The organism is Yoonia litorea, from assembly GCF_900114675.1.
Classification (GTDB): domain Bacteria; phylum Pseudomonadota; class Alphaproteobacteria; order Rhodobacterales; family Rhodobacteraceae; genus Yoonia; species Yoonia litorea.
Map to the genome: position 1 here is coordinate 277,352 of NZ_FOZM01000002.1, position 23,006 is coordinate 300,357.

Below are 23,006 nucleotides of genomic sequence, written 5' to 3' on the forward strand. Positions count from 1 at the left end.
CGCATAACGGTTGCCAGAAACTAAGTGATGATTCTGCTATCTAATGGTGGTTTGACATCCCTTCAGATATGAAGCGGTCAGTCAAACATCTGTTGGAGCGAAGCAGGATATGAAAGACCGTGATTTCTGCACGCAGTCCGACAACAACAATTCGTGAAAATGATCTCAGCGACTTGGTAAGTCGACAGAACTTTCTAACTTTCCTTCAGAAGGGTAGTGTAGATGTTCAAACCGCTTGCCGTTTTGCTGTCGTTATTGCCGCTGCCTGTCTTGGCGGATGAAACGAGGACGGCCTATTTTGCCGGCGGTTGTTTCTGGTGTGTTGAAAGTGACTTCGAGAAGGTACGTGGTGTCGCTGAGGTGGTGTCTGGCTACACAGGCGGGACCACGGTTGATCCGACCTATGAAACCCTCAAGGGGTCGGGCCATTATGAGGCGGTGGAAATCACCTATGATGCCGATGAGGTGAGCTACGAACAGTTGCTTTATGCGTTCTTCCGGTCAGTCGATCCCACAGATGCCGGGGGGCAGTTTTGTGACCGCGGGGATGTTTACCGCACGGCGATCTTTGTCACTTCACCTGAAGAGCGCGCTGCGGCAGAAGCTGCAAAAGCCGCGGCCGGGCGGGCACTTGGCCAACAGATCGTGACGCCGGTCCTCGATGCTGGAACATTTTACGAGGCCGAGGCCTATCATCAGGACTACTACAAAGGCGAAAGCCGAGTGCTGACGCGCCGTGGGATCAAGACACAGGCCGAGGCCTATGCGTTCTACCGCGAGGCCTGCGGCCGAGATGACCGTGTGCTTGCGCTTTGGGGTGATGCTGCGCCCTTTGCCAAATAGGCTTATTGTCCTGTGGCGCGCGGTGTACCTTCGGGCGCGATGCCGTTCTGGGTAATGTCGTTGATGTAGAACTGCATCTCGTCAATTTCCGAGACCTGAGCCTCGATGATTGCTTGTGCCAGCGCCTGAACGCGCGGGTCTTCGAGATTTGCGCGTTTGTTGCTGTACATGCCCAACATGAAAGCCAGCATGATAATCGCCATCATACCGCCCATATAGAGCGCCATCCACACACGCGTCTGCGAGAAAAAGACATGATCCAGCGCTTAGGTATTCAGGTACATCAACCCGTACATGACGACGGTCAACGTGATGATCATTGTGAAAAACCGCAAATAGCTGCCGTGATGTTCTGATCCGTGGTCTGTCATTTATGCCCCCGCTTTCCTTCTGACGTAGGATGGGAAACGCGGTGGCGGCATGACTGTTCCGTCGGGGCGGTCAGCTCTGGAAGTCCTGCACCTCTGACAAATCGGGGATCACATCTGCCGTGCCGTGGCGTGTGACCATCAGCGCACCGGCGATGGTGGCCTGCTTGATGGCCTGAGCCATCGGCATCCCGCGATCAAGACCCGCAAGCACGTAGCCGGTGAAGGTGTCACCCGCGCCGGTGGTGTCGACGGGATCAACCTTGATTGCGTCGAAGTGCTGCTGCCCATCCGGCCCGTACCAGTCAGCGCCCTCGGCACCACGTGTCACAATGACGTCCCTGACCGGCAGATCGGCAGGTGACTGACCGGTGGCCTGTTGGAGTTGCTCCGCCTCGACCGCGTTCAGGATCAGAAAGTCGAGATGGGGCAGAACGGCCTGCACCCGCTCTGCATCAAAGGGGGCTGCGGCATAGGCCACCTGCAGGCCGAGTTTCTTGCCAAGGCTGGCTGCGGTGCGTTGCAGGTTGGTTTCGTTCTGGATGACCAACCAGTCGCCCGTCTCTGCCTCTGACAAGGCGGCTTGTAATGTCGCTTGTGGGATTTCGGCGTTCGCACCGGGGTGCAGGATGATGCTGTTTTCACCTGCGGGGTCAACCATGATGATGGCCTGTGCGGTTTCGGTCTCGATCTCGGTGATGTTGCGGGTGTCAACGCCGTATTCCAGCAAGCGCTCAGCCGCCCAGCGCCCGTCAGAGCCGAGTGCGCCGATATGGTTGACCCGTGCGGCGGCGCGGGCTGCGGCGACGGACATATTGGCACCCTTCCCACCAAGGAAGCGTTGCCGCCGTGTTGAGGCGAGCGTTTCACCGGGCGTCGGAATATGCGGGACGCTGTAGACGAAATCTGCGTTGATGGAGCCGAGGTTCCAGATTGCCATCAGTCGACCCGGCAGGCCGCGATCACGGCCATATTGACGATGTCATTGACGGTCGAGCCGGTTGAGCAGATCTGGATCGGTTTGCCAATTCCTGACAGGATCGGGCCGATCACAGTCGCGCCGGCCATTTCCTGCATCAGTTTCACGGAGATCGATGCGGAATGTCTGGCCGGAACGACCAGAACATTTGCAGGGCCGGTAAGGCGCTGGAACGGGTAGCTTTCCTGCGCCTTGACGTTAAGAGCGACGTCAACGGTCATTTCGCCTTCATATTCAAAATCCGCCTTGCGGGCGTCGAGCACCTTGGGGGCCTTGTGCATTTTCTCGGCCCGTTCGGAGACCGGATAACCAAAGGTCGAGAACGACAGGAAGGCGACACGGGGTTCCAGACCCAGTTCGCGGGCCACTGCGGCACCGCGTTCTGCGATATCGGCAAGGTCTTCTTCGTTTGGCCATTCATGTACCAGCGTATCGGTAATCAGCACGATCCGGCCTTTGTGCAACAAGGCTGTCACACCTACGGCACCATCGTGAGGCTGGGCATCAAAGACGTGGTTGATTAGCTCAAGGATGTGGGCCGACTTGCGGGTTGCGCCCGTCACCATCCCGTCGGCGTGACCGTGGGCGAGCATGAGGGCTGCAAAAACGTGACGGTCACGCGCGGCAAGCCGGTGGACATCTTGCATGTCCACGCCCTTGCGCTGAAGCCGTTCGTAAAGGAACGCCTTGTATGTCTCCAGATGAGAGGTGTTGGCGGCGTTGACGATCTCCAGTTCGTCGTAGGCTTCCGGCATTCCTTCGCCAGCCAGCTTATCACGCACGTCATCTTCACGCCCGACAATGAGGGCCTTGCCCATACCGGCGCGCTGGTATTGCACGGCAGCGCGCAAGACACGTGGGTCATCACCTTCGGCAAAGACCACGGTGGATTGGTTGGCACGGGCGCGGGCGTTCAGGCTGCGCAGGATCGACTGGGTCGGGTCCATGCGGGTCTTCAACGAAAGCTCATAGGCATCCATATCGACAATCGGGCGACGCGCGACGCCGGTCGCCATACCGGCTTTGGCCACAGCAGGCGGAATCCGATGGATCAGGCGCGGGTCAAATGGTGTGGGGATGATATAGTCACGGCCGAAGGTCAGCTTCTTGCCGTAGGCCATTGCGACTTCGTCAGGCACGTCCTCGCGGGCGAGCGCGGCCAAAGCCTCAGCACAAGCGATCTTCATCTCATCGTTGATTGCGCGCGCGTGGATATCGAGCGCCCCGCGGAAGAGATACGGGAACCCAAGCACGTTGTTGACCTGATTGGGGTAGTCACTGCGGCCGGTGGCGACGATGGCATCTTCGCGCACGGCATGCGCATCTTCCGGTGTGATTTCCGGATCGGGGTTGGCCATGGCAAAGATGACGAGATTGTCGGCCATATTGGCGACCATCTCTTGCGTCACAGCACCCTTGGCGCTGACACCGAGGAACACATCGCATCCCTTCATCGCATCATCGAGTGAGCGGGCCGTGGTATTGGCAGCATGGGCGGACTTCCACTGGTTCATGCCCTCGGTCCGGCCTTGGTAGATGACCCCTTTGGTGTCGCACATGATGCAGTTGTCATGCTTGGCACCCATTGCCTTGAGCAGTTCCAGACAGGCAATGCCAGCAGCACCCGCACCATTGAGAACGATCTTCACATCCTCGATCTTTTTGCCGGAGATATGCAGCGCGTTCAGAAGGCCAGCCGCACAGATCACTGCCGTGCCGTGCTGATCATCGTGGAACACCGGAATATCCATCTGCTCCTTGAGTGTTTGTTCAATGATGAAACACTCAGGTGCCTTGATATCCTCAAGATTGATGCCGCCAAAGGTCGGGCCAAGCAGCCGCACCGCTTTGATGAATTCATCGGGGTCTTCGGTATCAAGCTCAAGGTCGATCGAGTTCACATCGGCAAAGCGTTTGAACAGAACCGACTTGCCCTCCATCACCGGCTTTGAGCCCAGCGCGCCAAGATTGCCCAGACCAAGCACCGCCGTGCCATTCGAGATGACAGCGACGAGGTTCCCCTTGTTGGTATAGTCATAGGCTGTAGCGGGGTCTTCGGCGATTTCCTCGCATGGGATCGCGACACCGGGTGAGTAGGCCAGTGACAGATCCCGTTGGGTCGTCATGGGGACTGTGGCTTGGATTTCCCATTTGCCCGGGCTTGGCTGCATGTGGAATTGCAGCGCATCCTCGCGGGTCAGTTTGTTCTTGGCCATTGATGTTCCCCCCTTGGCAGTCCCCGAAACATAGCGGGCTTCATCAGGCAGTCGCAACGGGGTGATTTCGGGGTTTCGTCGCTAACATGGGCTGATAATGTGCGGCGCATGATCCGGGGGGATGCATGAGCAGCGCAAAGAACACCGTCACGCCCATGATGGCGCAATACCTTGAGATCAAGGCCCAGCACCCTGACGCGCTGTTGTTCTATCGCATGGGCGATTTCTACGAGATGTTCTTTGACGACGCTGTCGCGGCAGCCGAGGCGCTGGACATCGCGCTGACCAAACGCGGCAAGCATGACGGCGATGACATCCCCATGTGTGGTGTGCCGCATCATGCAGCAGAGGGGTATTTCCTGACGCTGATCCGCAAGGGCTTCCGTGTTGCCGTCTGCGAACAGATGGAAAGCCCCGCAGAGGCGAAAAAGCGTGGCTATAAGGCAGTTGTGAAGCGCGAGGTCGTGCGTCTGGTGACACCGGGCACGTTGACCGAAGATTCCCTCTTGGATGCACGCCGCCACAACTTTCTGGCCGCCTACCATGTCGTGCGCGATGAGGGTGCGCTGGCCTGGGTCGACATTTCAACCGGGGGGTTTCACGTCATGCCCTGTGCCGGTGCCGCGCTGGGGCCGGAACTGGCACGGATTACCCCACGAGAAGTGATCGTCATTGATGGATCAGAGGGCCAGTGGTCCGAGGTCATCGCAGACTCTGGTGCCACACTGACGACCTTGGGGGCGGCGGCCTTTGACAGTTCCGCGGGCGACAAGCGGCTGTGTGCGCTTTACAAAGTCGGGTCGCTGGACGCCTTTGGCACGTTTTCCCGCGCCGAGATCGGGGCCATGTCAGCCGTCGCTGAATACCTTGATATCACGCAGCGCGGAAACCTGCCGTTGTTGCGCCCCCCGGTGCGCGAGGGGCAATCGGCGGCGATGCAGATCGACGCGGCGACACGGCGCTCGCTGGAGTTGACCCATGCGATGAATGGCGGGCGGCAAGGTTCGCTTTTGCACTGTATCGACCGGACGGTGACCGCAGGCGGCGCGCGCTTGTTGGAGCGGCGGCTGTCGTCCCCTTCTTGCAGTATTGAGGTGATTGCGGCGCGTCAGGACGCCGTTTCATTTCTATGTGAAAATCAGCGGCTAACTGAGGATATCCGCGATGCGCTGAAAGGTGTTCACGATATTGATCGCGCGTTGTCGCGTCTTGCGCTCGACCGAGGTGGACCACGCGATATGGCGGCGATCCGCAACACGCTGGGCCAAGCTGCTGACCTGTCGCAAGGATTGCCGGAGAACCTGCCATCTGTGTTGGCAGATGCCGCGCGCGACCTGACCGGCCATGACGCTTTGCTTGACCTGCTGGATCAGGCGCTGGTTGCTGAACCGCCACTGCTTTCCCGCGATGGCGCATTTATTGCACCCGACTACAACGAAGAACTGGATGAGGTGCGCAAGCTGCGTGACGAAGGCCGATCCGTCATTGCAGGGATGCAGGCAGAGTATATTGCGCTCTCAGCCGTGCAATCGCTCAAGATCAAGCACAACAATGTGCTGGGCTACTTCATCGAGACGACAGCGACCCATGCCGAAAAGATGATGGCACCGCCGTTGTCAGAGACCTTTATCCACCGCCAGACGACGGCCAATCAGGTGCGGTTTACCACCGTCGATCTGTCGGAAATCGAAACGAAGATCCTGAATGCAGGCGGCCGTGCGCTTGAGATCGAAAAGCGGCTTTACGCAGATCTGCGTGCCGCAATCATTGATCAGGCGGGGCCGCTGGGGGCATTGGCACGCGCGCTTGCCACGTTTGATCAGGCAGCGGCGCTTGCCCATCTGGCAACCACAGAAAACTGGGTGCGGCCAAGAGTGGACGACAGCCGCGCCTTTGAAATCACCAACGGGCGGCATCCGGTGGTCGAGAACGCATTGCAAAAGGACGGCACACCCTTTGTTGCCAATGACTGCGACCTGACGGACGCCCATATCTGGCTGCTGACCGGCCCCAATATGGCGGGTAAATCAACATTTCTGCGCCAGAACGCCCTGCTCGCGATCCTTGCGCAAATGGGGAGCTTTGTGCCCGCGTCAGAGGCACATATCGGCGTGGTCAGCCAGATCTTCAGTCGCGTGGGCGCGAGCGATGACCTCGCCCGCGGGCGATCTACCTTCATGGTGGAAATGGTTGAAACCGCGGCGATCCTGAATCAGGCCGATGACCGCGCCCTTGTGATCCTTGACGAAATCGGACGCGGCACTGCGACCTATGACGGCCTGTCTATCGCCTGGGCGACGCTTGAACACCTGCACGACGTGAACCGGTGCCGCGCGCTTTTCGCCACGCATTATCACGAGATGGCCACGCTTTCGAACAAGCTGGAGGGGGTGGAGAACGCCACGGTCGCAGTCAAGGAATGGGACGGCGATGTGATCTTCCTGCATGAGGTCAAACGCGGAACCGCCGACCGCAGTTATGGTGTGCAGGTAGCAAGGCTGGCAGGGCTGCCGCCCGTCGTGGTGGAACGGGCCAAAGTGGTGCTTGAGGCATTGGAAAAGGGCGAGCGCGAAGGCGGATCAACGCGCAAGACCGTGATTGACGACCTGCCGCTTTTTTCTGCCACACCTGCGCCCGCGCCTGCCAAGCCCAAGTCATCGCAGGTTGAGGAAAAACTCCAAAACATCCACCCCGACACGCTCAGCCCGCGTGAAGCGCTCGACCTGATTTATGAGCTGACGGAAATGGCAAAAGGCGCGGAATAATCCGCGCCCTTTCTGGTGTTCAAAAGTTTCGGTGCGCCACCGACAAAGGTGATGGGATGGGGCGCGATTACCCTTGCATCGACGACACGCCCACCTGCGCGGGGCGCAGCAGGCGATCGTGCAGCATGAAGCCCGTTGCAGAAACCTGAATAATCTCGCCGGCCTTGGTGCCTGGCAGCGGTGCTTCGAACATTGCTTCGTGCATCTGCGGATTGAACTTGTCACCAACCTCGGGCTGGATCGGTTCGATGCCATGCTTTTTGAAGACGTTGATCAGCTCGCGCATCGTCAGCTCGATCCCTTCCATGAGGGATTCAGGGGCTTTCTCGTCGCTTTCCTTCGCCGCGGCCAATGCGCGGTTGAGGTTGTCGTAAACCGGTAGCAAATCCCGCGCGAGGCGTGACCCGCCGTAGTTTTCCGCCTCGCGACGGTCACGCTCGGCACGTTTGCGCGTATTCTCGGCATCTGCGAGGGCACGCATGAATTTGTCGCGAAAATCGTCGCGCTCTGTGCGCAAGGCTTCGATCTCATCAAGGCTGTCGGCGGCCGCGTCGAAGTCGGGCTCATCGCCTTCAGCGGCGAGTTCATCGAGTGTTTGCAGCTCTTCGTCTTTCTCAGACATCAATTCTTTCCCTTCACGAGCGGTCAGCGATCATCTTGCCGACAAGCTTTGCGGTATAATTCACAATCGGAACAATACGACCGTAGTTCAGGCGGGTCGGCCCGATCACACCGACAGCACCAATAATCTTTCGGTCGGCGTTCATATAAGGGGAAACGACCAAAGATGAACCCGAAAGTGAGAACAATTTATTCTCCGAGCCGATAAAAATGCGCACGCCGTCGCCTTCTTCTGCAAGGTCGAGGAATTGTGCGATATCGCGTTTGCGTTCCAGATCATCAAACAGCGTGCGAATGCGCGCGAGGTCTGTCTCTGATTCACCATCGCCAAGCAGATTGCCACGACCCCTGACAATCAGACGCTCGGTTGCCTCACCTTTGTTTTCCCAAAGTGCCAGACCGTTTTCGACAAGATCACGGGCCAGAGCATCAATCTGCTGACGGCGGGTTTCGATCTCACGCGCGATGACCGATCCCAGCTCGGACAGGGTGTGACCCTCTGCGATGGAGTTGAGAAAATTCGCGGCTTCCCGCATCGAAGATGGGGTTTGTCCGACGGGTGGCGTAAACACGCGGTTTTCGACATGGCCATCTGCAAAGACCAGAACGACAAGCGCCCTTTCCCGCGACAAAGACACAAAGTCGATGTGTTTGATCGGAGCTTCGTGTTTGGGCGTAAGCACAAGGCTGGCCCCATGCGTCACACCGGAAAGAGCACGCCCCACCTGATCAAGAACAGATGTGACGTCGTGATCATTGGATGTCAGCGTGCGGTCGATTGTCTCTCGGTCCTTGCCGTCCAGATCGCCAACCTCAAGCAGGCCATCGACAAACATCCGCAAACCCAATTCGGTCGGGATGCGTCCGGCACTGACGTGTGGGCTGCCGAGCAGACCAAGGTATTCGAGGTCCTGCATGACATTGCGGATCGTCGCCGCGCTGACCTTTTCTGAAAAGTCGCGAGTCAGCGTCCGCGATCCGACAGGGGCACCGCTTTCGAGGTAGCCTTCAACGACACGGCGGAACACCTCGCGCGAGCGGGCATTCATTTCCTCAATGTTTGGCGGTTGCTCTGCCATTACGTTCCTCTTTTGAAGGCGGGCCAATTAAAACGAAGTCGCGGGCGCGGTCAATCGGGGTTGGATTCCAAATGTGGGCAGCGTATCGACGGGATGCAATCAAACAGGAGTGATCCCATGCGTCCATCAGGCCGTCAGACCAACGAAATGCGTGCTGTCTCCATCGAGACCGGTGTGACCATGCACGCCGAGGGCTCTTGCCTGATCAAATGCGGGAACACGCATGTCCTGTGCACCGCAACGATTGATGAACGCGTCCCTCCCTTTCTGAAGAACTCTGGCCTTGGATGGGTGACTGCTGAATACGGGATGCTTCCGCGTGCGACAAACAAACGGATGCGCCGCGAGGCAAAGAACGGGCAATCCGGTCGCACGCAGGAAATCCAGCGCTTGATCGGACGATCGCTGCGCGCGGGTGTTGACCGTGTGGCCTTGGGTGAACGTCAGATCGTCGTTGACTGTGACGTCATTCAAGCGGACGGCGGCACACGTTGCGCGTCAATTACGGGCGGTTGGGTTGCGCTGAAACTGGCCGTGCAGAAGTTGATGAAATCTGGCGATGTGATCACCGATCCTTTGGTCGATCCGGTGGCGGCCGTTTCCTGTGGAATCTACGCAGGGCAAAATGTGTTGGATCTTGATTATCCTGAAGACTCAGAGGCCGGTGTCGATGGTAATTTTGTCATGACCGGCGGCAAGCTGATCGAAGTCCAGATGTCGGCTGAAGGCGCAACGTTTACACGGACACAAATGGACGGTCTTCTCGACCTTGCGGAAAAAGGCATTTCTGAATTGACCGAAGCACAGCTGGCGGCGGTCGGCTGATGCGCAAGTTTGACGGCAAGGAGTTGGTCATCGCGACACACAATCGCGGTAAGCTGGAGGAGATCGCGGATCTTCTTTCCCCTTTCGGTGTGACACTGACCTCCAATGCCGATCACGGATTGCCCGAACCTGACGAAACCGAGACGACTTTCGTTGGCAATGCCCGCATCAAGGCCCATGCAGCAGCCAAGGCGACTGGCCTGCCGGCCCTCGCCGATGACAGCGGGATCGAGATTGACGGGCTGAACGGTGCGCCGGGTGTCTATACTGCGGATTGGGCTGAAACGCCTGACGGTCGTGATTTCAAAATGGCCATGGAACGGGCGTGGCGCGAACTTGAACAACTGAACGCGCCCTACCCGCGATTGGCCCGTTTTTGCTGCACTTTGGTACTGGCTTGGCCTGACGGTCACGACGAAGTGTTTCCCGGTATCATGCCTGGTGAGATCGTCTGGCCAATGCGTGGCGATCAGGGCCACGGCTATGACCCGATCTTTCAACCCCACGGATATGACATCACATTTGGTGAAATGGACCGCTGGGAAAAGAACAAGATCAGCCATCGCGCCGATGCGTTCAAGAAGCTGATCGCGGGCTGCTTTGGCTGAGGATTGGGAAAACGGAGGCTTCGGCCTCTATATTCATTGGCCGTTTTGCCAGGCCAAATGCCCCTATTGCGATTTCAACTCACACGTTGTCGCGCAGATCGACCAGAAGGCTTGGGAAGCTGCATATGTCAGTGAGATAGACCGTATCGGGGCCGAGACAGAGGGTCGCGTGCTGCGGTCCGTCTTTTTCGGCGGCGGAACACCAAGCCTGATGGACCCAGAGGTCGTGGATGCGGTCATGACCAAAATTCGCAGCACCTGGCCTGTGGCTAACGCTGTCGAGGTCACGCTAGAGGCCAATCCCACTTCGGTCGAGGCAGGGCGTTTTGCCGGATACCGTGATGCGGGTGTCAATCGTGTCTCGATGGGCATTCAGGCGCTGAATGATGCTGATCTAAAGGCTTTGGGGCGACTGCACTCTGCATCCGAAGCCATGAAAGCCTTTGACATCGCCAGAGGCGTGTTTGATCGCGTGAGCTTTGACCTCATATACGCGCGACAAGGCCAGAGCGCGGCTGATTGGGAAGCAGAGCTTCGTCAGGCGCTTTCGATGGCAGTCGATCACCTGTCCCTTTACCAACTGACGATCGAGGACGGGACTGCGTTTGGAGACCGCTACAACGCGGGCAAGCTTCGTGGCTTGCCGGATGATGATACGGCCGCGGATATGTACCTGTTGACGCAAGACCTTTGCGAGGACGCGGGGTTTGCGGGGTATGAGGTGTCAAACCATGCCCGTGACGGGGCCGAAAGCGTGCACAACCGGATCTACTGGCGCTATGGCGACTATGCAGGGATCGGTCCTGGCGCACACGGGCGTCTGACATTAGGCGGACAACGATATGCAACCGAGACACCGCTGTCTCCGGCGGGGTGGTTGGCACAGGTCCGACGGACCGGTAGCGGAGAGAGCCCGCGTGAGCCGTTGTCCGTTGAAGACCAGTTTACTGAGTTTCTGTTGATGGGCCTGAGACTGCGCGAGGGCGTTGACCGGCGGCGCTTTCAAGATCAGTGGTCTGATGAATTATTGAATAATATCAATAATTTAGAACAACTAGACATGCTGAAGATGGATGAAAATCACCTTGCTGTCACACCGACCGGCCGCCCCGTTCTCAATGCTGTCTTGCGACAGCTTCTTGAAGGCTAGTTTCCAGAAAGCACCCGCAATAGATCGTCCAACTGCTCAAGAGAGCGATAGCTGATCGTCATCTTGCCACCTTCGGTTCCGGCAGCGTGATCAATGGACACCTTCATTTTCAGCGTCGCGCCAAGTTCTTTCTCGATCTGAACGGTGTCAGCATCTTTGGTACTGTGGGAACCGCTGGTCTTGCGGCGGGTCTCGTCCTGAAGGCCTTTTTTCACGAGTGCCTCCGCTTGGCGGACTGACAGCTTTTCATTGATGATTTTGCGCGCCAACAGCCGGGCGTCATCGTGTCCGATCAACGCGCGTGCATGACCCGCCGTCAAAAGGCCGTTGGTCAGATAGTCCTGCACCTCTTCGGGCAGGTTCAGCAGACGCATTGCATTCGCGATGTGGCTTCGGCTTTTGCCAAGAGCCTGTGCAAGCTTGTCCTGAGTGTGTCCGAAGCGGTCCATCAACTGCTTGTAGCCGGCAGCCTCATCAATCGGGTTGAGGTCGGCGCGCTGGATGTTCTCGATGATTGCGATTTCAAGAACTTCGGTGTCATCATATTCGCGCACGATAACCGGCACTTCGTGCAGCTTCGACATCTGCGCGGCACGCCAGCGCCGCTCGCCAGCAACGATTTCATAGCCATCATCGACAGTTCTGACGATGAGCGGCTGGATGATCCCTTTTTCTGCAACGGATGCTGCCAGTTCTTGTAGCGCATCTTCTGCGAAATAGCGGCGCGGCTGATCAGGGTTCGGGCGCACCTGTTCGATCGGAACAACAAGGTCAGGACGCTTGGGGGCAGCCTGCGGTCCGGCCTCGGTTGCCACATCCGACATCAAGGCAGACAGCCCACGCCCCAAACCACGCGATTTCTTTACATTGCGTGCCATATCAAGCGGCCTTTCTTTTCTTCGTGCGTCCAATCACCTCTTTGGCAAGCGCACGATATGCGGCGCTGCCTTTGGAATTGGTGTCGTAGTTCAAAACCGGTACCGCAAACGACGGCGCCTCACTCAATCGCACATTGCGCGGAATAACGGTCTTGAACACCATGTCACCCATGTTTTCGCGCGCATCATCCTCAACCTGCAAAGACAGGTTGTTGCGTGCGTCATACATTGTCAGGGCGATCCCTTCGATCCTGAGATCCGGATTGGCCGACTGACGGACGTCGCGCACCGTCAAAATGAGCTGTGAAAGCCCTTCAAGCGCAAAGAATTCGCTTTGGAGGGGTACAATGATCGAGTCTGCAGCCACCATCGCGTTGACCGTCAGAATGTTGAGCGACGGCGGGCAATCTATCAATATATAGTGGTAATCTTCTGCCCCACCACCAGATTTACGTAGGACTTCGCGAAGAAGAAAACTGCGGTTGGCGTTATCGCCGAGTTCGATATCGGCTGAGCTAAGGTCAGTTGTCGCCGGAACAATCTCTAGCCGGTCGACACTTGTTGTCAGGGCCGCATCTGCGAGTGAAATCTCGCCTGACAGCAAATCATATGTCGTGGCATCGCGCATATCATACTCGATCCCCAAGCCGGTGGAAGCGTTGCCCTGCGGGTCAAGATCGACAAGCAGCACGCGCTTTCCAAGCTCTGCAAGAGCGGCGCCAAGGTTAATCGTTGTGGTCGTTTTCCCAACGCCACCCTTCTGGTTCGCGATCGCAATAATTGTGGGAAAAGAGGCAGATTTAGGTGCCACCTTGCAGAATCCTTCGTATGGATAACAGTCGTGCCTCAGGATCAGTGATACTGGGCTGATCTTCAAGGGCAAACGACCAAGTCTCTTGTGCCTGCGCAATCTCGCTTGCCGCGTTACGACCCTTATGGATCAGGCAGACGCCATCTTTTGCAAGGTGGCGGTGAACAAGCGGAAGAAGCGCCGGCAAGGCAGCAAGCGCCCTTGCGGAGACGACATCGGCTTCTTGCGGTGCTGCAGCTTCAATCCGGTTAGCGATGACGTTGACAGAAAGTGACAATTCTCGCGCAGCCGTCCGCAGGAAGGTGCATTTGCGTTGGTCGCTTTCGATCAGCGTGAAGCGCGCGTCAGGGTGATGTTGGTGGCCGAGGATAGCCATTACAATGCCAGGAAAGCCCCCACCACTGCCGATATCGACCCAATGTTCGAACTCTGATGGCGCCAAAGCATATAATTGCGCCGAATCGACGATGTGCCGGTCCCAGATCTCTGTCGTCGTGCCCTTTGCGATCAGGTTGATTTTTGGTGTCCATTTGAGCGTGATTGCCGCGAATGCCTCCAATCGCGCCAATGTTTCACGTGAAACAGGAACACCAGCGACATGTTCCATGGTTATGTACCGGTCGCTTCTGTCTGGTTGCGCTTGAGTGCAGAGATAAGCAGCATCAACGCTGCTGGTGTCATGCCTTCTATACGGCCGGCCTGAGCAATCGACGTTGGCCGAGTCGCCTTGAGTTTGCTGACAATCTCGTTCGAAAGCCCTGTAATCCGGGCAAAATCAAGATCATCCGGGATAATCTGCTTCTCATCCCGCTCCATCGCAGCGATATCACGCTCTTGCCGCGCGATATAATGCGCATAAAGCGCGTCCTTCTTGACCTGATCCTTGATTGCTGTGGGCGTCTCGGTCAGTGGAAAACCCAGCGTCTGGAGTTCATTAAATCCAAAGTCGGACAAAGCCAGCGCGTCGATGGCACTCCGTCGCGGCCCGTCGGGGTTCAGTTTGGCTCCTGTACCTGCAATATCGCGGGAGGTCAGTTCGATTTCGGCAAGTGCAGCCTTTGCCTCGGTCAGGTGCGTCATCTTATCAGAGAACGCGGCCCAGCGGAGATCACCGACACACCCAAGGTCACGGCCCATTTCCGTTAACCGCTGATCGGCGTTGTCAGCGCGCAGTGACAACCTGAATTCGGCCCTTGATGTAAACATGCGATAAGGTTCGGAAACACCGCGGGTTGTCAGGTCGTCGATCATGACGCCGATGTAGGAATCACGCCGGCTGAACACCACCTCGCCCCGCCCTTGCGCCTGTGCCGCTGCATTCAGCCCAGCGACAAGACCTTGTGCGGCTGCCTCCTCATAACCTGTGGTGCCATTGATTTGACCTGCCAAGAACAGCCCTGGAACATCGCGAAGTTCGAGTGTTGGTCGCAAAGCGCGGGGGTCAATGTAGTCATATTCGATGGCATAGCCCGGCTGCAAAATCTTTGCGTTTTCAAGGCCATAGATCGAATGAACGTAATCTTCCTGCACATCTTCAGGTAACGAAGTGGAGATCCCGTTGGGGTAGACCGTATCGTCACTCAAGCCTTCCGGTTCCAGAAATATCTGATGTGATGGCTTATCTGCGAAGCGGACGATCTTGTCTTCAATGGACGGGCAATAGCGTGGACCGACGCCGTCGATATGACCTCCATACATCGCTGAACGCGCAAGGTTGGCACGGATGATCTCGTGCGTTCTTTCATTGGTATGTGTAATCCCGCAATCGATCTGTCGGACATACGGTTGCTTCGATAGAAAGGAAAACAGCACCGGATCCGGGTCGCTTGGCTGCTTTTCAAGCAGATCCCAATTGATTGTCTTCCCGTCCAGACGCGGCGGTGTTCCTGTCTTCAGACGTCCCATTGGCAAACCGAAACTGTCCAGACGCTCGGCCATTTTGACGGACGGATCATCGCCCATCCGTCCACCTGGGCGGGAAACATCACCGATATGGATCATGCCTCGCAAGAATGTGCCTGTCGTGAGGATCACATTTGCAGCACGGATTTCACTGCCGTCCCGAAGGTGAAGGCCGCAGACACGCCCGCTTTCGACGATCAGGTCGGTCGCCTCGCCCTCAATGATTGTCAGGTTTTCCGCTTCGGCAAGTACCCCTTGCATCTCGTTGCGGTAAATCTTGCGGTCAGACTGCGCCCGTGGGCCCTGGACAGCCGGACCTTTCTTTCTGTTCAAAAGCCGAAACTGGATTCCAGCCTTGTCAGCGACCAGCGCCATGACGCCATCCAGCGCATCAATTTCTCTGACAAGGTGGCCTTTCCCAAGTCCGCCGATGGCCGGGTTACAGGACATTACACCAATTGAGGCCTTGGTCAGCGTGACCAAGGCAACCTGCACTCCCATCCGGGCAGCAGCATGCGCAGCTTCCGACCCGGCATGACCACCGCCGATAACAACCACATCAAAGTCGCGATGTTTCACGTGAAACACTCCCTACTTTCCAATGCAAAAGCTTGAAAAAATCTCTCCAAGCACCTGTTCTACATCAACCCGACCAACAATGCTATCGACAGCCCTGATTGCGGAGCGAAGTTCTTCAGCAATGATGTCGGCCAATCCAGCCTCCGCCACCATCATACTCTGTGCATCATCCATGTGACCAATAGCACGCAGCATGGCTGTCCGATGCCTCTCACGCATCGCGACGCCGATCATGCCAACCTTTGTCTCAAGGCGTTTCCGAATATTTTCAATGAGTTCATCGACACCTTCGCCAGTTTGTCCTGAAACACGCGGTGTTTCAGATGCGCCCAGATCAGCCTTGCCCCAAACCACAATGTCATCCTCACCGCTGGCTGCAGGTCGGGTCTCACCCGGAGACAAAAGGTAAACTCTCAGGTCGGCCTGTTCGGCCCGCTCTCTGGCGCGCGCAACGCCAAGACCTTCAACAACATCCTCTGTTTCCCGAAGTCCCGCCGTGTCAAGCATCGTCACCGGCAGCCCACCCAGATCCATACGGACTTCAATCACATCGCGTGTCGTTCCAGCGATTTCTGATGTGATCGCAACATCACGACCGGCGAGCCGGTTCAGTAATGTTGATTTCCCCGCGTTTGGTGCGCCGATGATCGCGACTTCAAACCCGTCTCGCACACGCTCAGCGATCTGAACGCCTTCGGCTTCGCGCTTCATCGCTGCAGAAACGTTGGTCAACAACGCAGTCACTTCAGGGAATACATCAACCGGCACCTCTTCATCCGCGAAGTCGATTGTCGCTTCCAGTAGGGCGGCAGCTCTGATCAGTTTCTCGCGCCACTCACCTGCGAGCGCACCGAGTGCACCAGAGAAAACGCGAATTGCCTGCCTGCGCTGACTTTCGGTTTCAGCGTCAATCAAATCTGCGAGGCCTTCGACCTCTGCAAGATCGAGTCTGCCGTTCTCAAGGGCACGGCGGGTAAATTCCCCCGCCTCCGCCTGCCGCAGATCAGGCATATTTCCCAACTCCCGCAGGACCGCCTGAACCACAGCCGGGCTACCATGCAAGTGCAGCTCAATGACCGTTTCTCCAGTAAAGCTGTGACCAGCCGCGAACGTTAGCACCAAAGCTTCATCGAGAAGCGCGCCTTCGGCATCCCTGAGCTTTCGCACCCCTCTGCGTTCGGGCACGTTGGTACAGAGGCGTGCAACGCTGTCAGCTGCAGCCGGACCTGAAATCCGGACAACAGCAACACCGGCGCGTCCCTGCGCGGTTGCGAGAGCAAAGATTGTATCCATTTTTAACCCATTGTTATTAAACAATAAGTTACGTGTTCATCGAGTCGAAGAAGTCGGAATTTGTCTTGGTTTGCTTAAGCTTCCCGATCAGGAACTCGATCGCATCTGTGGTCCCCATCGGGTTCAGGATGCGGCGCAACACGTAGGTTTTGGCAAGATCGGCTTTATCCACCAGCAGCTCTTCCTTGCGGGTGCCGGACTTGAGGATATCCATTGCAGGGAAGACGCGCTTGTCTGCGACTTTACGATCAAGCACGATCTCGCTGTTACCTGTGCCCTTAAATTCCTCGAAGATGACTTCGTCCATCCGGCTGCCGGTATCGATCAGGGCCGTCGCGATGATTGTCAGCGATCCACCTTCTTCGATATTCCGCGCTGCACCAAAGAAACGCTTTGGGCGTTGCAAGGCGTTTGCATCCACACCACCAGTGAGGACCTTACCTGATGACGGCACCGTCGTGTTAAAGGCCCGGCCCAGTCGCGTGATCGAATCCAGCAGGATCACAACATCACGCTTGTGCTCGACCAGTCGTTTGGCCTTTTCGATGACCATTTCAGACACAGCGACGTGGCGCGACGCGGGTTCGTCGAACGTCGAGGAAACAACCTCGCCTTTGACAGAACGCTGCATGTCGGTGACTTCCTCTGGTCGTTCGTCAATCAACAGAACAATCAGGTAGCACTCTGGGTGGTTTTTCTCGATCGAGTTGGCGATGTTCTGCAACAGGACAGTCTTACCGGTCCGCGGTGGTGCCACAATCAAAGAGCGCTGCCCTTTCCCGATCGGTGCCACCAGGTCGATGATCCGCGCGGAGCGGTCTTTGACTGTCGGATCCTCGACTTCCATCTTGAGCCGCTCATCAGGATACAGCGGTGTCAGGTTGTCAAAGGCCACCTTGTGCTTGGCCCGCTCCGGTTCCTCGAAGTTGATCCGCTCGACAGAGGTCAGCGCAAAATAGCGTTCATTGTCGTTCGGCTCTTTCATCACACCTTCGACGGTGTCGCCTGTTCGCAAGGAATGCTGGCGGATCATGTCTGGTGAGACATAAATATCGTCCGGACCCGGAAGGTAGTTGGCTTCAGGCGATCTGAGGAACCCAAACCCGTCCTGAAGTACCTCAAGAACCCCGTCACCGCCGATGACCCATTCCTCGTCTGCGCGTTCCTTGAGAATGGCGAACATCATGTCGCCCTTACGCATGGTCGAGGCGTTTTCGATCTCAAGCTCCTCGGCCAGGGACAAAAGGTCTTTGGGGCTTTGCGCTTTCAGATCGGCAAGGTTCAGGCGGTGCTGTGACATGACATATTCCATAGGGCCACGTTTCGCGGCCATCTCTAAGATCAAAATCGGAAATACACTTTCCCGGACGGGAAGCGGTTTCACAGATAAGCGGTGGTTGGGTGTGAGTCAATCACACCATCAAAAGGGTCTCACAACCACAGCAATCACGATCAGGAACATCAGGATCGTCGGGACCTCATTGAAAATCCGGTATTGCCGCCCTGTTCTGGTGTTTGTCCCGTTCGCAAATTCCTTGCGCCGTGCAGCCATCCAGATGTGCGCCCAGGTCATCGCAAGAACTGCGCCAAGCTTGACCCAAGACCACATCGCACCCCAATCAAAAGCGCCCATGCCCAGCATCACAAGACCAGCCAGCCATGCCACGATCATCGCAGGACGCATGATCACCCGCAGCAGCTTCTCTTCCATGACCTGAAATGTTTCATCAAGTTCAGAGCCAACTTCTGCACGCTCAGCGTGATAGACAAAAAGCCTTGGAAGATAGAACAAGCCCGCCATCCACGCGATCACAGCCATGATGTGTAAAGCTTTGATCCAGGGATAAATTGAAAACAAAACGTCTGGCATGATTGTCCAACCCTTCTTTGCCTTCTTCTTTCATAAATAAAGAAAGAAAGAAAAGATGATGTTGTTGATAGTGTCTCCGTTTTCTGTGGGTTGTTTTTTCATCCGCAGAGTTATCCCAAGGAGCCATTCCCTTAATCAGACTGTTTCTGGTTTGGAATTTATGATTTTATCCATGTAAAACAGTATTTTATGCCATTACAGCGACCCTTGCTATTTTGGAGACCGCAATTTTTTCTTGGGTGCAGCCAGATTCTTCCACAGGCTCAAGTTGTTCTCATCCACCGTGGAAAACGTGCAGTGAATCGGACTGGGACATGTCACTTCTACCCATCTTCATGTGATATGCTAAATGTCCCCAAAATGACCCGCAAAGCGACACAGAGTTTCTCCCAAAGGTTATCCACATGACCGATCGACTTATTCTGGCCTCAGGCTCTGAAATTCGCGCACAGCTGTTGCGAAATGCAGGTTTGCAGATTGAAACCATTCCAGCACGTGTTGACGAAGATGCCGTGCGCGATGCCTTGCTTGCCGAGCAAGCAAGCCCGCGTGATGTGGCTGATACTCTGGCTGAGCTCAAGGCGCAGCGGGTCGCCGGAAAACACCCCGATGCAATGGTCATTGGATGCGATCAGGTTCTTGCCTTTGGTCGCGACATCTTCAGCAAGCCTACTTCCCCCGAAGATGCGTTGGCACATTTGAAGGCGCTGCGCGGACAAAAGCACCAGCTTCTTTCTGCTGCGGTGATCTATGGAGAAGGCAAACCGCTTTGGCGTCATGTCGGTGTTGTCAGGCTGACAATGCGTGACGCCAGCGATGGATATCTTGAAGATTATGTCGCGCGGAACTGGGACAGCATCCAGCACTCGGTCGGCGCTTACAAATTGGAAGAAGAAGGAGTGCGACTTTTTACACGCATCGACGGAGATTATTTCCATGTTCTCGGCATGCCGCTACTGGAACTCTTGTCATACCTGACCTTACGCGGAACATTGCGCGCATGACCCAAATCCCACGCGCTGCCGTCATCGGAAACCCAATCAGCCACAGTCTGTCGCCAAAGCTTCACGGCTATTGGCTCAAGCGGTATGGCCTTGAGGGATCCTATGAAGCCTTGCAAGTCGCAGAGGATGCGCTTGAGGCTACGCTCCATAGTCTGCCCGCAAAAGGATTTGTCGGAGCAAACGTCACGATCCCACATAAGGTGTCGGTTCTGCAATTCGCGGATCAAGTCACGGACCGTGCGACTCTGATCGGTGCTGCGAACACGCTGATTTTCAAGGCGGACGGGCGTATCTTTGCGGACAATACCGATGGTTACGGATTTATCTCTAATTTGCGCCAAGGGGCTCCGTCCTGGGACCCAAAGGCAGGACCAGCCGCGATTTTCGGTGCAGGAGGGGCCGCCCGCGCGGTTGTGGTCGCATTGATCGACGCCGGTGTCCCGGAGATCGTGATCTCAAACCGGACACGGCCCAAGGCTGAGGCGCTCAGAGATGATTTCGGCGCGCGGATTCGGGTGGTTGATTGGGTTCAAGCCGACACGATGGTTGAAGATGCCATGACAGTGGTCAATACAACGTCGCTCGGCATGAAAGGTGCGTCTGATTTCAAGGTGTCGCTTGATGGTCTGCGTAAAGAAACCGTCGTGACGGACATCGTCTACAATCCGTTGAAAACGCCATTCCTCGAAGCTGCCGAGAAACGTGGGTGCACCACCGTTGATGGATTGGGGATGCTCTTGCACCAGGGCGTTCCCGGATTTGAGCGTTGGTTTGGTCATCGTCCCGAAGTGGATGAAGAAACACGTCAGGCGGTTCTCTCTTGACCCATCTTCTTGGGCTGACGGGCTCGATCGGCATGGGGAAGTCCACGACTGCCGAAATGTTTCGGGAAGAGGGCATCCCTGTTTGGGATGCTGATGCAACGGTTCATAGGCTTTACGGCAAGGGCGGCGCGGCCGTGGCCTCAATCGCTGCTGCCTTTCCTTCCGCCGTTCAGAACGATGCGGTTGATCGCAGTGCTCTCAAATCGCTTATCGCCAATGATCCTGAAGTGATCGGTCGGTTGGAAAAAATCGTGCATCCCCTCGTCGCCGCTGATCGGGCCGCCTTTCTGGCGAAGAATGATGGGCCGCTCGTCGTTTTTGATATCCCATTGTTGTTCGAAACAGGTGCTGACGCCTGGCTGAGCAGCGTTCTGGTTGTGACGGCTCCGCCGGAGGTTCAAAGGGAGAGGGTGTTGGCGCGCGGGCAAATGGATAGCGCGATGTTCGAACAGATACTTTCGCGCCAGATGCCTGATCAAGAAAAACGCAGCCGCGCCGATCATATCATTGAGACGCTGACACTGGACGACACACGCCTTGCGGTGCAGAATCTCATACGGGAACTGACAGGAAAGACCGATGCGCGAGATCGTACTTGATACTGAGACGACAGGGTTCGAGCCTGCTGACGGGGACAGAATTGTCGAGATCGGTGCCGTCGAACTGATGGGCCATGTTCCGACCGGTCGGACGTATCATCAGTATATCAACCCACAACGCTCCATGCCTGCCGAGGCCTTTGACGTGCACGGGATCGGGCCAGACTTGCTGGAGCCGCCACAAGAGCCGAAACCCGGTCAGGAAACCCTTCGCGACAAACCCGTCTTTGAAAAGATCGGGCAAAGTTTTCTCGATTTTGTGGGTGACGCCAAATTGGTCATTCACAATGCGGCTTTTGACATGAAGTTCCTGAATTTCGAGCTTCATCGCATGGGTTTGCGCCAACTCCCAATGGATCAGGCGATAGATACGCTTGCGATTGCGCGCCGGAAATTTCCAGGATCGCCGGCCTCGCTTGACGCACTTTGCCGTCGGTTTGGGATCGATAACAGCTCTCGGACATTGCACGGCGCGCTGCTAGATAGCGAGATCCTCGCTGATGTCTATCTTGAGCTTATTGGTGGACGACAGCCAGACTTCGGGCTTTCTGCAAACGTATCTGCGCAAACGCCTGGCGCAACTTCTGAGGAATGGCGTCCAACACAGCGGCCAGAGCCTTTGTCACCACGGATCACAAAAGAGGAAGCCGCCGCCCATGCTGAATTTGTGGACAGCTTGGGCGACGGCGCTTTGTGGAAAAATCTCGCTTAGTTGGCTTTCGCTTTTTCAGCTTCGGCGCGACGTGCCAGTTCTGAGCGATAAAGTGCGAGGAAATCAATTGTCTCGAGGTTGAGCGGTGGGAAACCACCGTCACGCGTCACATCGCTGACAACCCGACGCAGGAACGGGAAGGTGATGCGCGGGCATTCGATCAACAGATAGGGGTGCATTTGTTCGTCAGGCACACCTTTGATTTCAAAGATGCCGGCGTATTCGACTTCCAACAGAAACAGCGGATCGCCGCTTTCTTTCGTTTTGCTGGTCACGTTGAGCTTTGTGATGACTTCGAACTGGTTGTCCTGCTTGCGCTTGCGCGCATCAAGGTTCACCTGAACCTGAATTTCAGGTTGCGCATCACCTGTGACACCCTTTTGCGCGAGGATGTTCTCGAATGACATGTCGCGGATGTATTGCGCAAGGACGCGGCTGGAAACTTGTGGTGCGGCGGCAGCGGCTTCTTGTGTTGCTGCGCCGTTTTCGGGTGTGTCAGACATAAGACCTGCTCCGGTTAAAAGACGTTCGGGTGTTCCTATCAGCCAATTCGTGAAGGCTCAATGCCGGGTCCACTCCGATGGCTCATCACGGCGTGGATTGCCTTGTGTGACGTCTTCAAAGTCAACGTCGATCACGCGGTCTTGCGGTTGCTGAGGATGATGGGGCCGCTGTGGTGGCTCGCCCATGGTGAAGCTCTGCACCTTGATGCGTGATTTTGCCCAAAGAAATGCCGCGCGCCTGACTCGTGGCACAAGCAGGGACAAGCCGACCGCATCAGTGAAGAAACCCGGCGTCAGCAGTAGAGCACCTGCGAACAGGATCATTGCGCCATTGGCAAGTGGCTCCGTCGGGTCGTTAAGCTCAGAGAAAGAGCGTTGCAAATTGCTTATTTCTCGCAACCCTTGATTGCGCACCATATATGATCCTGCAATTGCGGTGACGAGAACGATCAGGAGAGTCCACCACACCCCAATCAGACCGCCGACCTGAATAAACAGTGCGATCTCGATCATCGGAACAGCAATAAAAGCAAGAAGTAGCCACATATGATCAGCCTTTCATAACATGTTCGGGGGC

23 protein-coding genes are annotated in these 23,006 nt (G+C 56.4%); 9 read left to right on the top strand and 14 right to left on the bottom strand.

The window, feature by feature from the left end; genetic code table 11:
• Nucleotides 1-222: 222 nt before the first annotated feature.
• On the top strand, nt 223-843 hold the full coding sequence (gene msrA / locus BM316_RS11540; protein ID WP_090208560.1) for a peptide-methionine (S)-S-oxide reductase MsrA: 621 nt from the start codon (nt 223-225) through the stop codon (nt 841-843).
• 2 nt (nt 844-845) lie between these two features.
• On the opposite strand, the gene BM316_RS11545 is transcribed toward msrA, so the two are convergent.
• The 3 genes from BM316_RS11545 to BM316_RS11555 form a co-directional block, all read right to left on the bottom strand.
• Nucleotides 846-1,070, bottom strand: coding sequence for a DUF305 domain-containing protein (locus BM316_RS11545; RefSeq protein ID WP_242649886.1), 225 nt, complete (start codon nt 1,068-1,070; stop codon nt 846-848).
• Between the two features lie 214 nt (nt 1,071-1,284).
• Nucleotides 1,285-2,151 carry a ribokinase gene (locus tag BM316_RS11550; protein ID WP_090208563.1) on the bottom strand — a complete coding sequence of 289 codons (867 nt, stop codon included), beginning with the start codon at nt 2,149-2,151 and terminating at the stop codon, nt 1,285-1,287.
• Nucleotides 2,151-4,406: an NADP-dependent malic enzyme gene (locus tag BM316_RS11555; RefSeq protein ID WP_090208565.1), complete on the bottom strand. Its 2,256-nt coding sequence runs from the start codon at nt 4,404-4,406 to the stop codon at nt 2,151-2,153. Before BM316_RS11555 ends, BM316_RS11550 begins: the two co-directional genes overlap by 1 nt.
• 125 nt (nt 4,407-4,531) lie before the next feature.
• On the opposite strand from BM316_RS11555, the gene mutS reads away from it, so the two are divergent.
• Nucleotides 4,532-7,171 carry a DNA mismatch repair protein MutS gene (gene mutS / locus BM316_RS11560; RefSeq protein ID WP_090208568.1) on the top strand — a complete coding sequence of 880 codons (2,640 nt, stop codon included), beginning with the start codon at nt 4,532-4,534 and terminating at the stop codon, nt 7,169-7,171.
• A 67-nt stretch (nt 7,172-7,238) separates the two neighbouring features.
• On the opposite strand, the gene BM316_RS11565 is transcribed toward mutS, so the two are convergent.
• Entirely contained in the window at nt 7,239-7,793 is a 555-nt protein-coding gene (locus BM316_RS11565; protein WP_090208570.1) for a nucleotide exchange factor GrpE, read from the bottom strand.
• Nucleotides 7,794-7,806: 13 nt separating this feature from the next.
• Nucleotides 7,807-8,871, bottom strand: a complete 1,065-nt coding sequence (hrcA, locus tag BM316_RS11570; protein ID WP_090208573.1) for a heat-inducible transcriptional repressor HrcA — start codon at nt 8,869-8,871, stop codon at nt 7,807-7,809.
• Between the two features lie 117 nt (nt 8,872-8,988).
• On the opposite strand from hrcA, the gene rph reads away from it, so the two are divergent.
• From rph to hemW, 3 genes are read left to right on the top strand one after another with little or no spacing between them, the layout of a single operon-like run.
• Nucleotides 8,989-9,696 (top strand): ribonuclease PH, encoded by a 708-nt coding sequence (gene rph / locus BM316_RS11575; RefSeq protein ID WP_090208577.1) that lies wholly within the window; start codon nt 8,989-8,991, stop codon nt 9,694-9,696.
• A complete protein-coding gene (gene rdgB / locus BM316_RS11580) occupies nt 9,696-10,304 on the top strand; it encodes an RdgB/HAM1 family non-canonical purine NTP pyrophosphatase (protein ID WP_090208581.1) in 609 nt (202 codons plus the stop codon). Before rph ends, rdgB begins: the two co-directional genes overlap by 1 nt.
• Nucleotides 10,297-11,454 carry a radical SAM family heme chaperone HemW gene (gene hemW, locus BM316_RS11585; RefSeq protein WP_090208584.1) on the top strand — a complete coding sequence of 386 codons (1,158 nt, stop codon included), beginning with the start codon at nt 10,297-10,299 and terminating at the stop codon, nt 11,452-11,454. Before rdgB ends, hemW begins: the two co-directional genes overlap by 8 nt.
• Here the strand turns inward: hemW and BM316_RS11590 are convergent.
• The 7 genes from BM316_RS11590 to hemJ all read right to left on the bottom strand — a co-directional run bounded on the left by BM316_RS11590 (nt 11,451) and on the right by hemJ (nt 18,787).
• Nucleotides 11,451-12,332 (bottom strand): ParB/RepB/Spo0J family partition protein, encoded by an 882-nt coding sequence (locus tag BM316_RS11590; RefSeq protein ID WP_090208587.1) that lies wholly within the window; start codon nt 12,330-12,332, stop codon nt 11,451-11,453. The genes hemW and BM316_RS11590 overlap by 4 nt on opposite strands.
• A gap of 1 nt (nt 12,333) precedes the next feature.
• Nucleotides 12,334-13,143, bottom strand: coding sequence for a ParA family protein (locus BM316_RS11595; RefSeq protein ID WP_090208589.1), 810 nt, complete (start codon nt 13,141-13,143; stop codon nt 12,334-12,336).
• The gene (rsmG, locus tag BM316_RS11600) at nt 13,133-13,750 is read right to left on the bottom strand and encodes a 16S rRNA (guanine(527)-N(7))-methyltransferase RsmG (RefSeq protein ID WP_090208592.1); all 618 of its coding nucleotides are present in this window, start codon (nt 13,748-13,750) and stop codon (nt 13,133-13,135) included. The genes BM316_RS11595 and rsmG overlap by 11 nt, the downstream gene beginning before the upstream one ends.
• Before the next feature lie 2 nt (nt 13,751-13,752).
• Nucleotides 13,753-15,624, bottom strand: coding sequence for a tRNA uridine-5-carboxymethylaminomethyl(34) synthesis enzyme MnmG (gene mnmG, locus BM316_RS11605; RefSeq protein ID WP_090209439.1), 1,872 nt, complete (start codon nt 15,622-15,624; stop codon nt 13,753-13,755).
• Nucleotides 15,625-15,636: 12 nt separating this feature from the next.
• Nucleotides 15,637-16,917 carry a tRNA uridine-5-carboxymethylaminomethyl(34) synthesis GTPase MnmE gene (gene mnmE / locus BM316_RS11610; protein WP_090208594.1) on the bottom strand — a complete coding sequence of 427 codons (1,281 nt, stop codon included), beginning with the start codon at nt 16,915-16,917 and terminating at the stop codon, nt 15,637-15,639.
• 28 nt (nt 16,918-16,945) lie between these two features.
• The gene (gene rho, locus BM316_RS11615) at nt 16,946-18,217 is read right to left on the bottom strand and encodes a transcription termination factor Rho (RefSeq protein ID WP_090209442.1); all 1,272 of its coding nucleotides are present in this window, start codon (nt 18,215-18,217) and stop codon (nt 16,946-16,948) included.
• A gap of 120 nt (nt 18,218-18,337) precedes the next feature.
• Nucleotides 18,338-18,787 carry a protoporphyrinogen oxidase HemJ gene (gene hemJ / locus BM316_RS11620; RefSeq protein ID WP_090208597.1) on the bottom strand — a complete coding sequence of 150 codons (450 nt, stop codon included), beginning with the start codon at nt 18,785-18,787 and terminating at the stop codon, nt 18,338-18,340.
• Nucleotides 18,788-19,191: 404 nt separating this feature from the next.
• Here hemJ and BM316_RS11625 point away from each other — a divergent pair, with 404 nt between their 5' ends.
• From BM316_RS11625 to dnaQ, 4 genes are read left to right on the top strand one after another with little or no spacing between them, the layout of a single operon-like run.
• Nucleotides 19,192-19,791: a Maf family nucleotide pyrophosphatase gene (locus tag BM316_RS11625; protein ID WP_090208600.1), complete on the top strand. Its 600-nt coding sequence runs from the start codon at nt 19,192-19,194 to the stop codon at nt 19,789-19,791.
• Complete coding sequence (locus tag BM316_RS11630) at nt 19,788-20,615, top strand: shikimate dehydrogenase (RefSeq protein WP_090208603.1); 828 nt, start codon at nt 19,788-19,790, stop codon at nt 20,613-20,615. The genes BM316_RS11625 and BM316_RS11630 overlap by 4 nt, the downstream gene beginning before the upstream one ends.
• Nucleotides 20,612-21,214 (top strand): dephospho-CoA kinase, encoded by a 603-nt coding sequence (gene coaE, locus BM316_RS11635; protein ID WP_090208605.1) that lies wholly within the window; start codon nt 20,612-20,614, stop codon nt 21,212-21,214. Before BM316_RS11630 ends, coaE begins: the two co-directional genes overlap by 4 nt.
• Nucleotides 21,195-21,926: a DNA polymerase III subunit epsilon gene (gene dnaQ / locus BM316_RS11640; protein WP_090208608.1), complete on the top strand. Its 732-nt coding sequence runs from the start codon at nt 21,195-21,197 to the stop codon at nt 21,924-21,926. Before coaE ends, dnaQ begins: the two co-directional genes overlap by 20 nt.
• On the opposite strand, the gene secB is transcribed toward dnaQ, so the two are convergent.
• On the bottom strand, nt 21,923-22,429 hold the full coding sequence (secB, locus tag BM316_RS11645; protein WP_090208612.1) for a protein-export chaperone SecB: 507 nt from the start codon (nt 22,427-22,429) through the stop codon (nt 21,923-21,925). The genes dnaQ and secB overlap by 4 nt on opposite strands.
• Nucleotides 22,430-22,486: 57 nt before the next feature.
• Entirely contained in the window at nt 22,487-22,975 is a 489-nt protein-coding gene (locus BM316_RS11650) for an FxsA family protein (RefSeq protein ID WP_090208615.1), read from the bottom strand.
• Nucleotides 22,976-23,006 lie beyond the last annotated feature (31 nt).

Excerpts from the sequence above, each read along its gene's own strand:
- msrA (WP_090208560.1), top strand. The coding sequence starts at position 223 with ATGTTCAAACCGCTTGCCGTTTTGCTGTCGTTATTGCCGCTGCCTGTC.
- BM316_RS11545 (WP_242649886.1), bottom strand. The coding sequence starts at position 1,070 with ATGGCGCTCTATATGGGCGGTATGATGGCGATTATCATGCTGGCTTTC.
- BM316_RS11550 (WP_090208563.1), bottom strand. The coding sequence starts at position 2,151 with ATGGCAATCTGGAACCTCGGCTCCATCAACGCAGATTTCGTCTACAGC.
- BM316_RS11555 (WP_090208565.1), bottom strand. The coding sequence starts at position 4,406 with ATGGCCAAGAACAAACTGACCCGCGAGGATGCGCTGCAATTCCACATG.
- mutS (WP_090208568.1), top strand. The coding sequence starts at position 4,532 with ATGAGCAGCGCAAAGAACACCGTCACGCCCATGATGGCGCAATACCTT.
- BM316_RS11565 (WP_090208570.1), bottom strand. The coding sequence starts at position 7,793 with ATGTCTGAGAAAGACGAAGAGCTGCAAACACTCGATGAACTCGCCGCT.
- hrcA (WP_090208573.1), bottom strand. The coding sequence starts at position 8,871 with ATGGCAGAGCAACCGCCAAACATTGAGGAAATGAATGCCCGCTCGCGC.
- rph (WP_090208577.1), top strand. The coding sequence starts at position 8,989 with ATGCGTCCATCAGGCCGTCAGACCAACGAAATGCGTGCTGTCTCCATC.
- rdgB (WP_090208581.1), top strand. The coding sequence starts at position 9,696 with ATGCGCAAGTTTGACGGCAAGGAGTTGGTCATCGCGACACACAATCGC.
- BM316_RS11590 (WP_090208587.1), bottom strand. The coding sequence starts at position 12,332 with ATGGCACGCAATGTAAAGAAATCGCGTGGTTTGGGGCGTGGGCTGTCT.
- rsmG (WP_090208592.1), bottom strand. The coding sequence starts at position 13,750 with ATGGAACATGTCGCTGGTGTTCCTGTTTCACGTGAAACATTGGCGCGA.
- mnmE (WP_090208594.1), bottom strand. The coding sequence starts at position 16,917 with ATGGATACAATCTTTGCTCTCGCAACCGCGCAGGGACGCGCCGGTGTT.
- rho (WP_090209442.1), bottom strand. The coding sequence starts at position 18,217 with ATGTCACAGCACCGCCTGAACCTTGCCGATCTGAAAGCGCAAAGCCCC.
- hemJ (WP_090208597.1), bottom strand. The coding sequence starts at position 18,787 with ATGCCAGACGTTTTGTTTTCAATTTATCCCTGGATCAAAGCTTTACAC.
- BM316_RS11625 (WP_090208600.1), top strand. The coding sequence starts at position 19,192 with ATGACCGATCGACTTATTCTGGCCTCAGGCTCTGAAATTCGCGCACAG.
- BM316_RS11630 (WP_090208603.1), top strand. The coding sequence starts at position 19,788 with ATGACCCAAATCCCACGCGCTGCCGTCATCGGAAACCCAATCAGCCAC.
- dnaQ (WP_090208608.1), top strand. The coding sequence starts at position 21,195 with ATGCGCGAGATCGTACTTGATACTGAGACGACAGGGTTCGAGCCTGCT.
- secB (WP_090208612.1), bottom strand. The coding sequence starts at position 22,429 with ATGTCTGACACACCCGAAAACGGCGCAGCAACACAAGAAGCCGCTGCC.
- BM316_RS11650 (WP_090208615.1), bottom strand. The coding sequence starts at position 22,975 with ATGTGGCTACTTCTTGCTTTTATTGCTGTTCCGATGATCGAGATCGCA.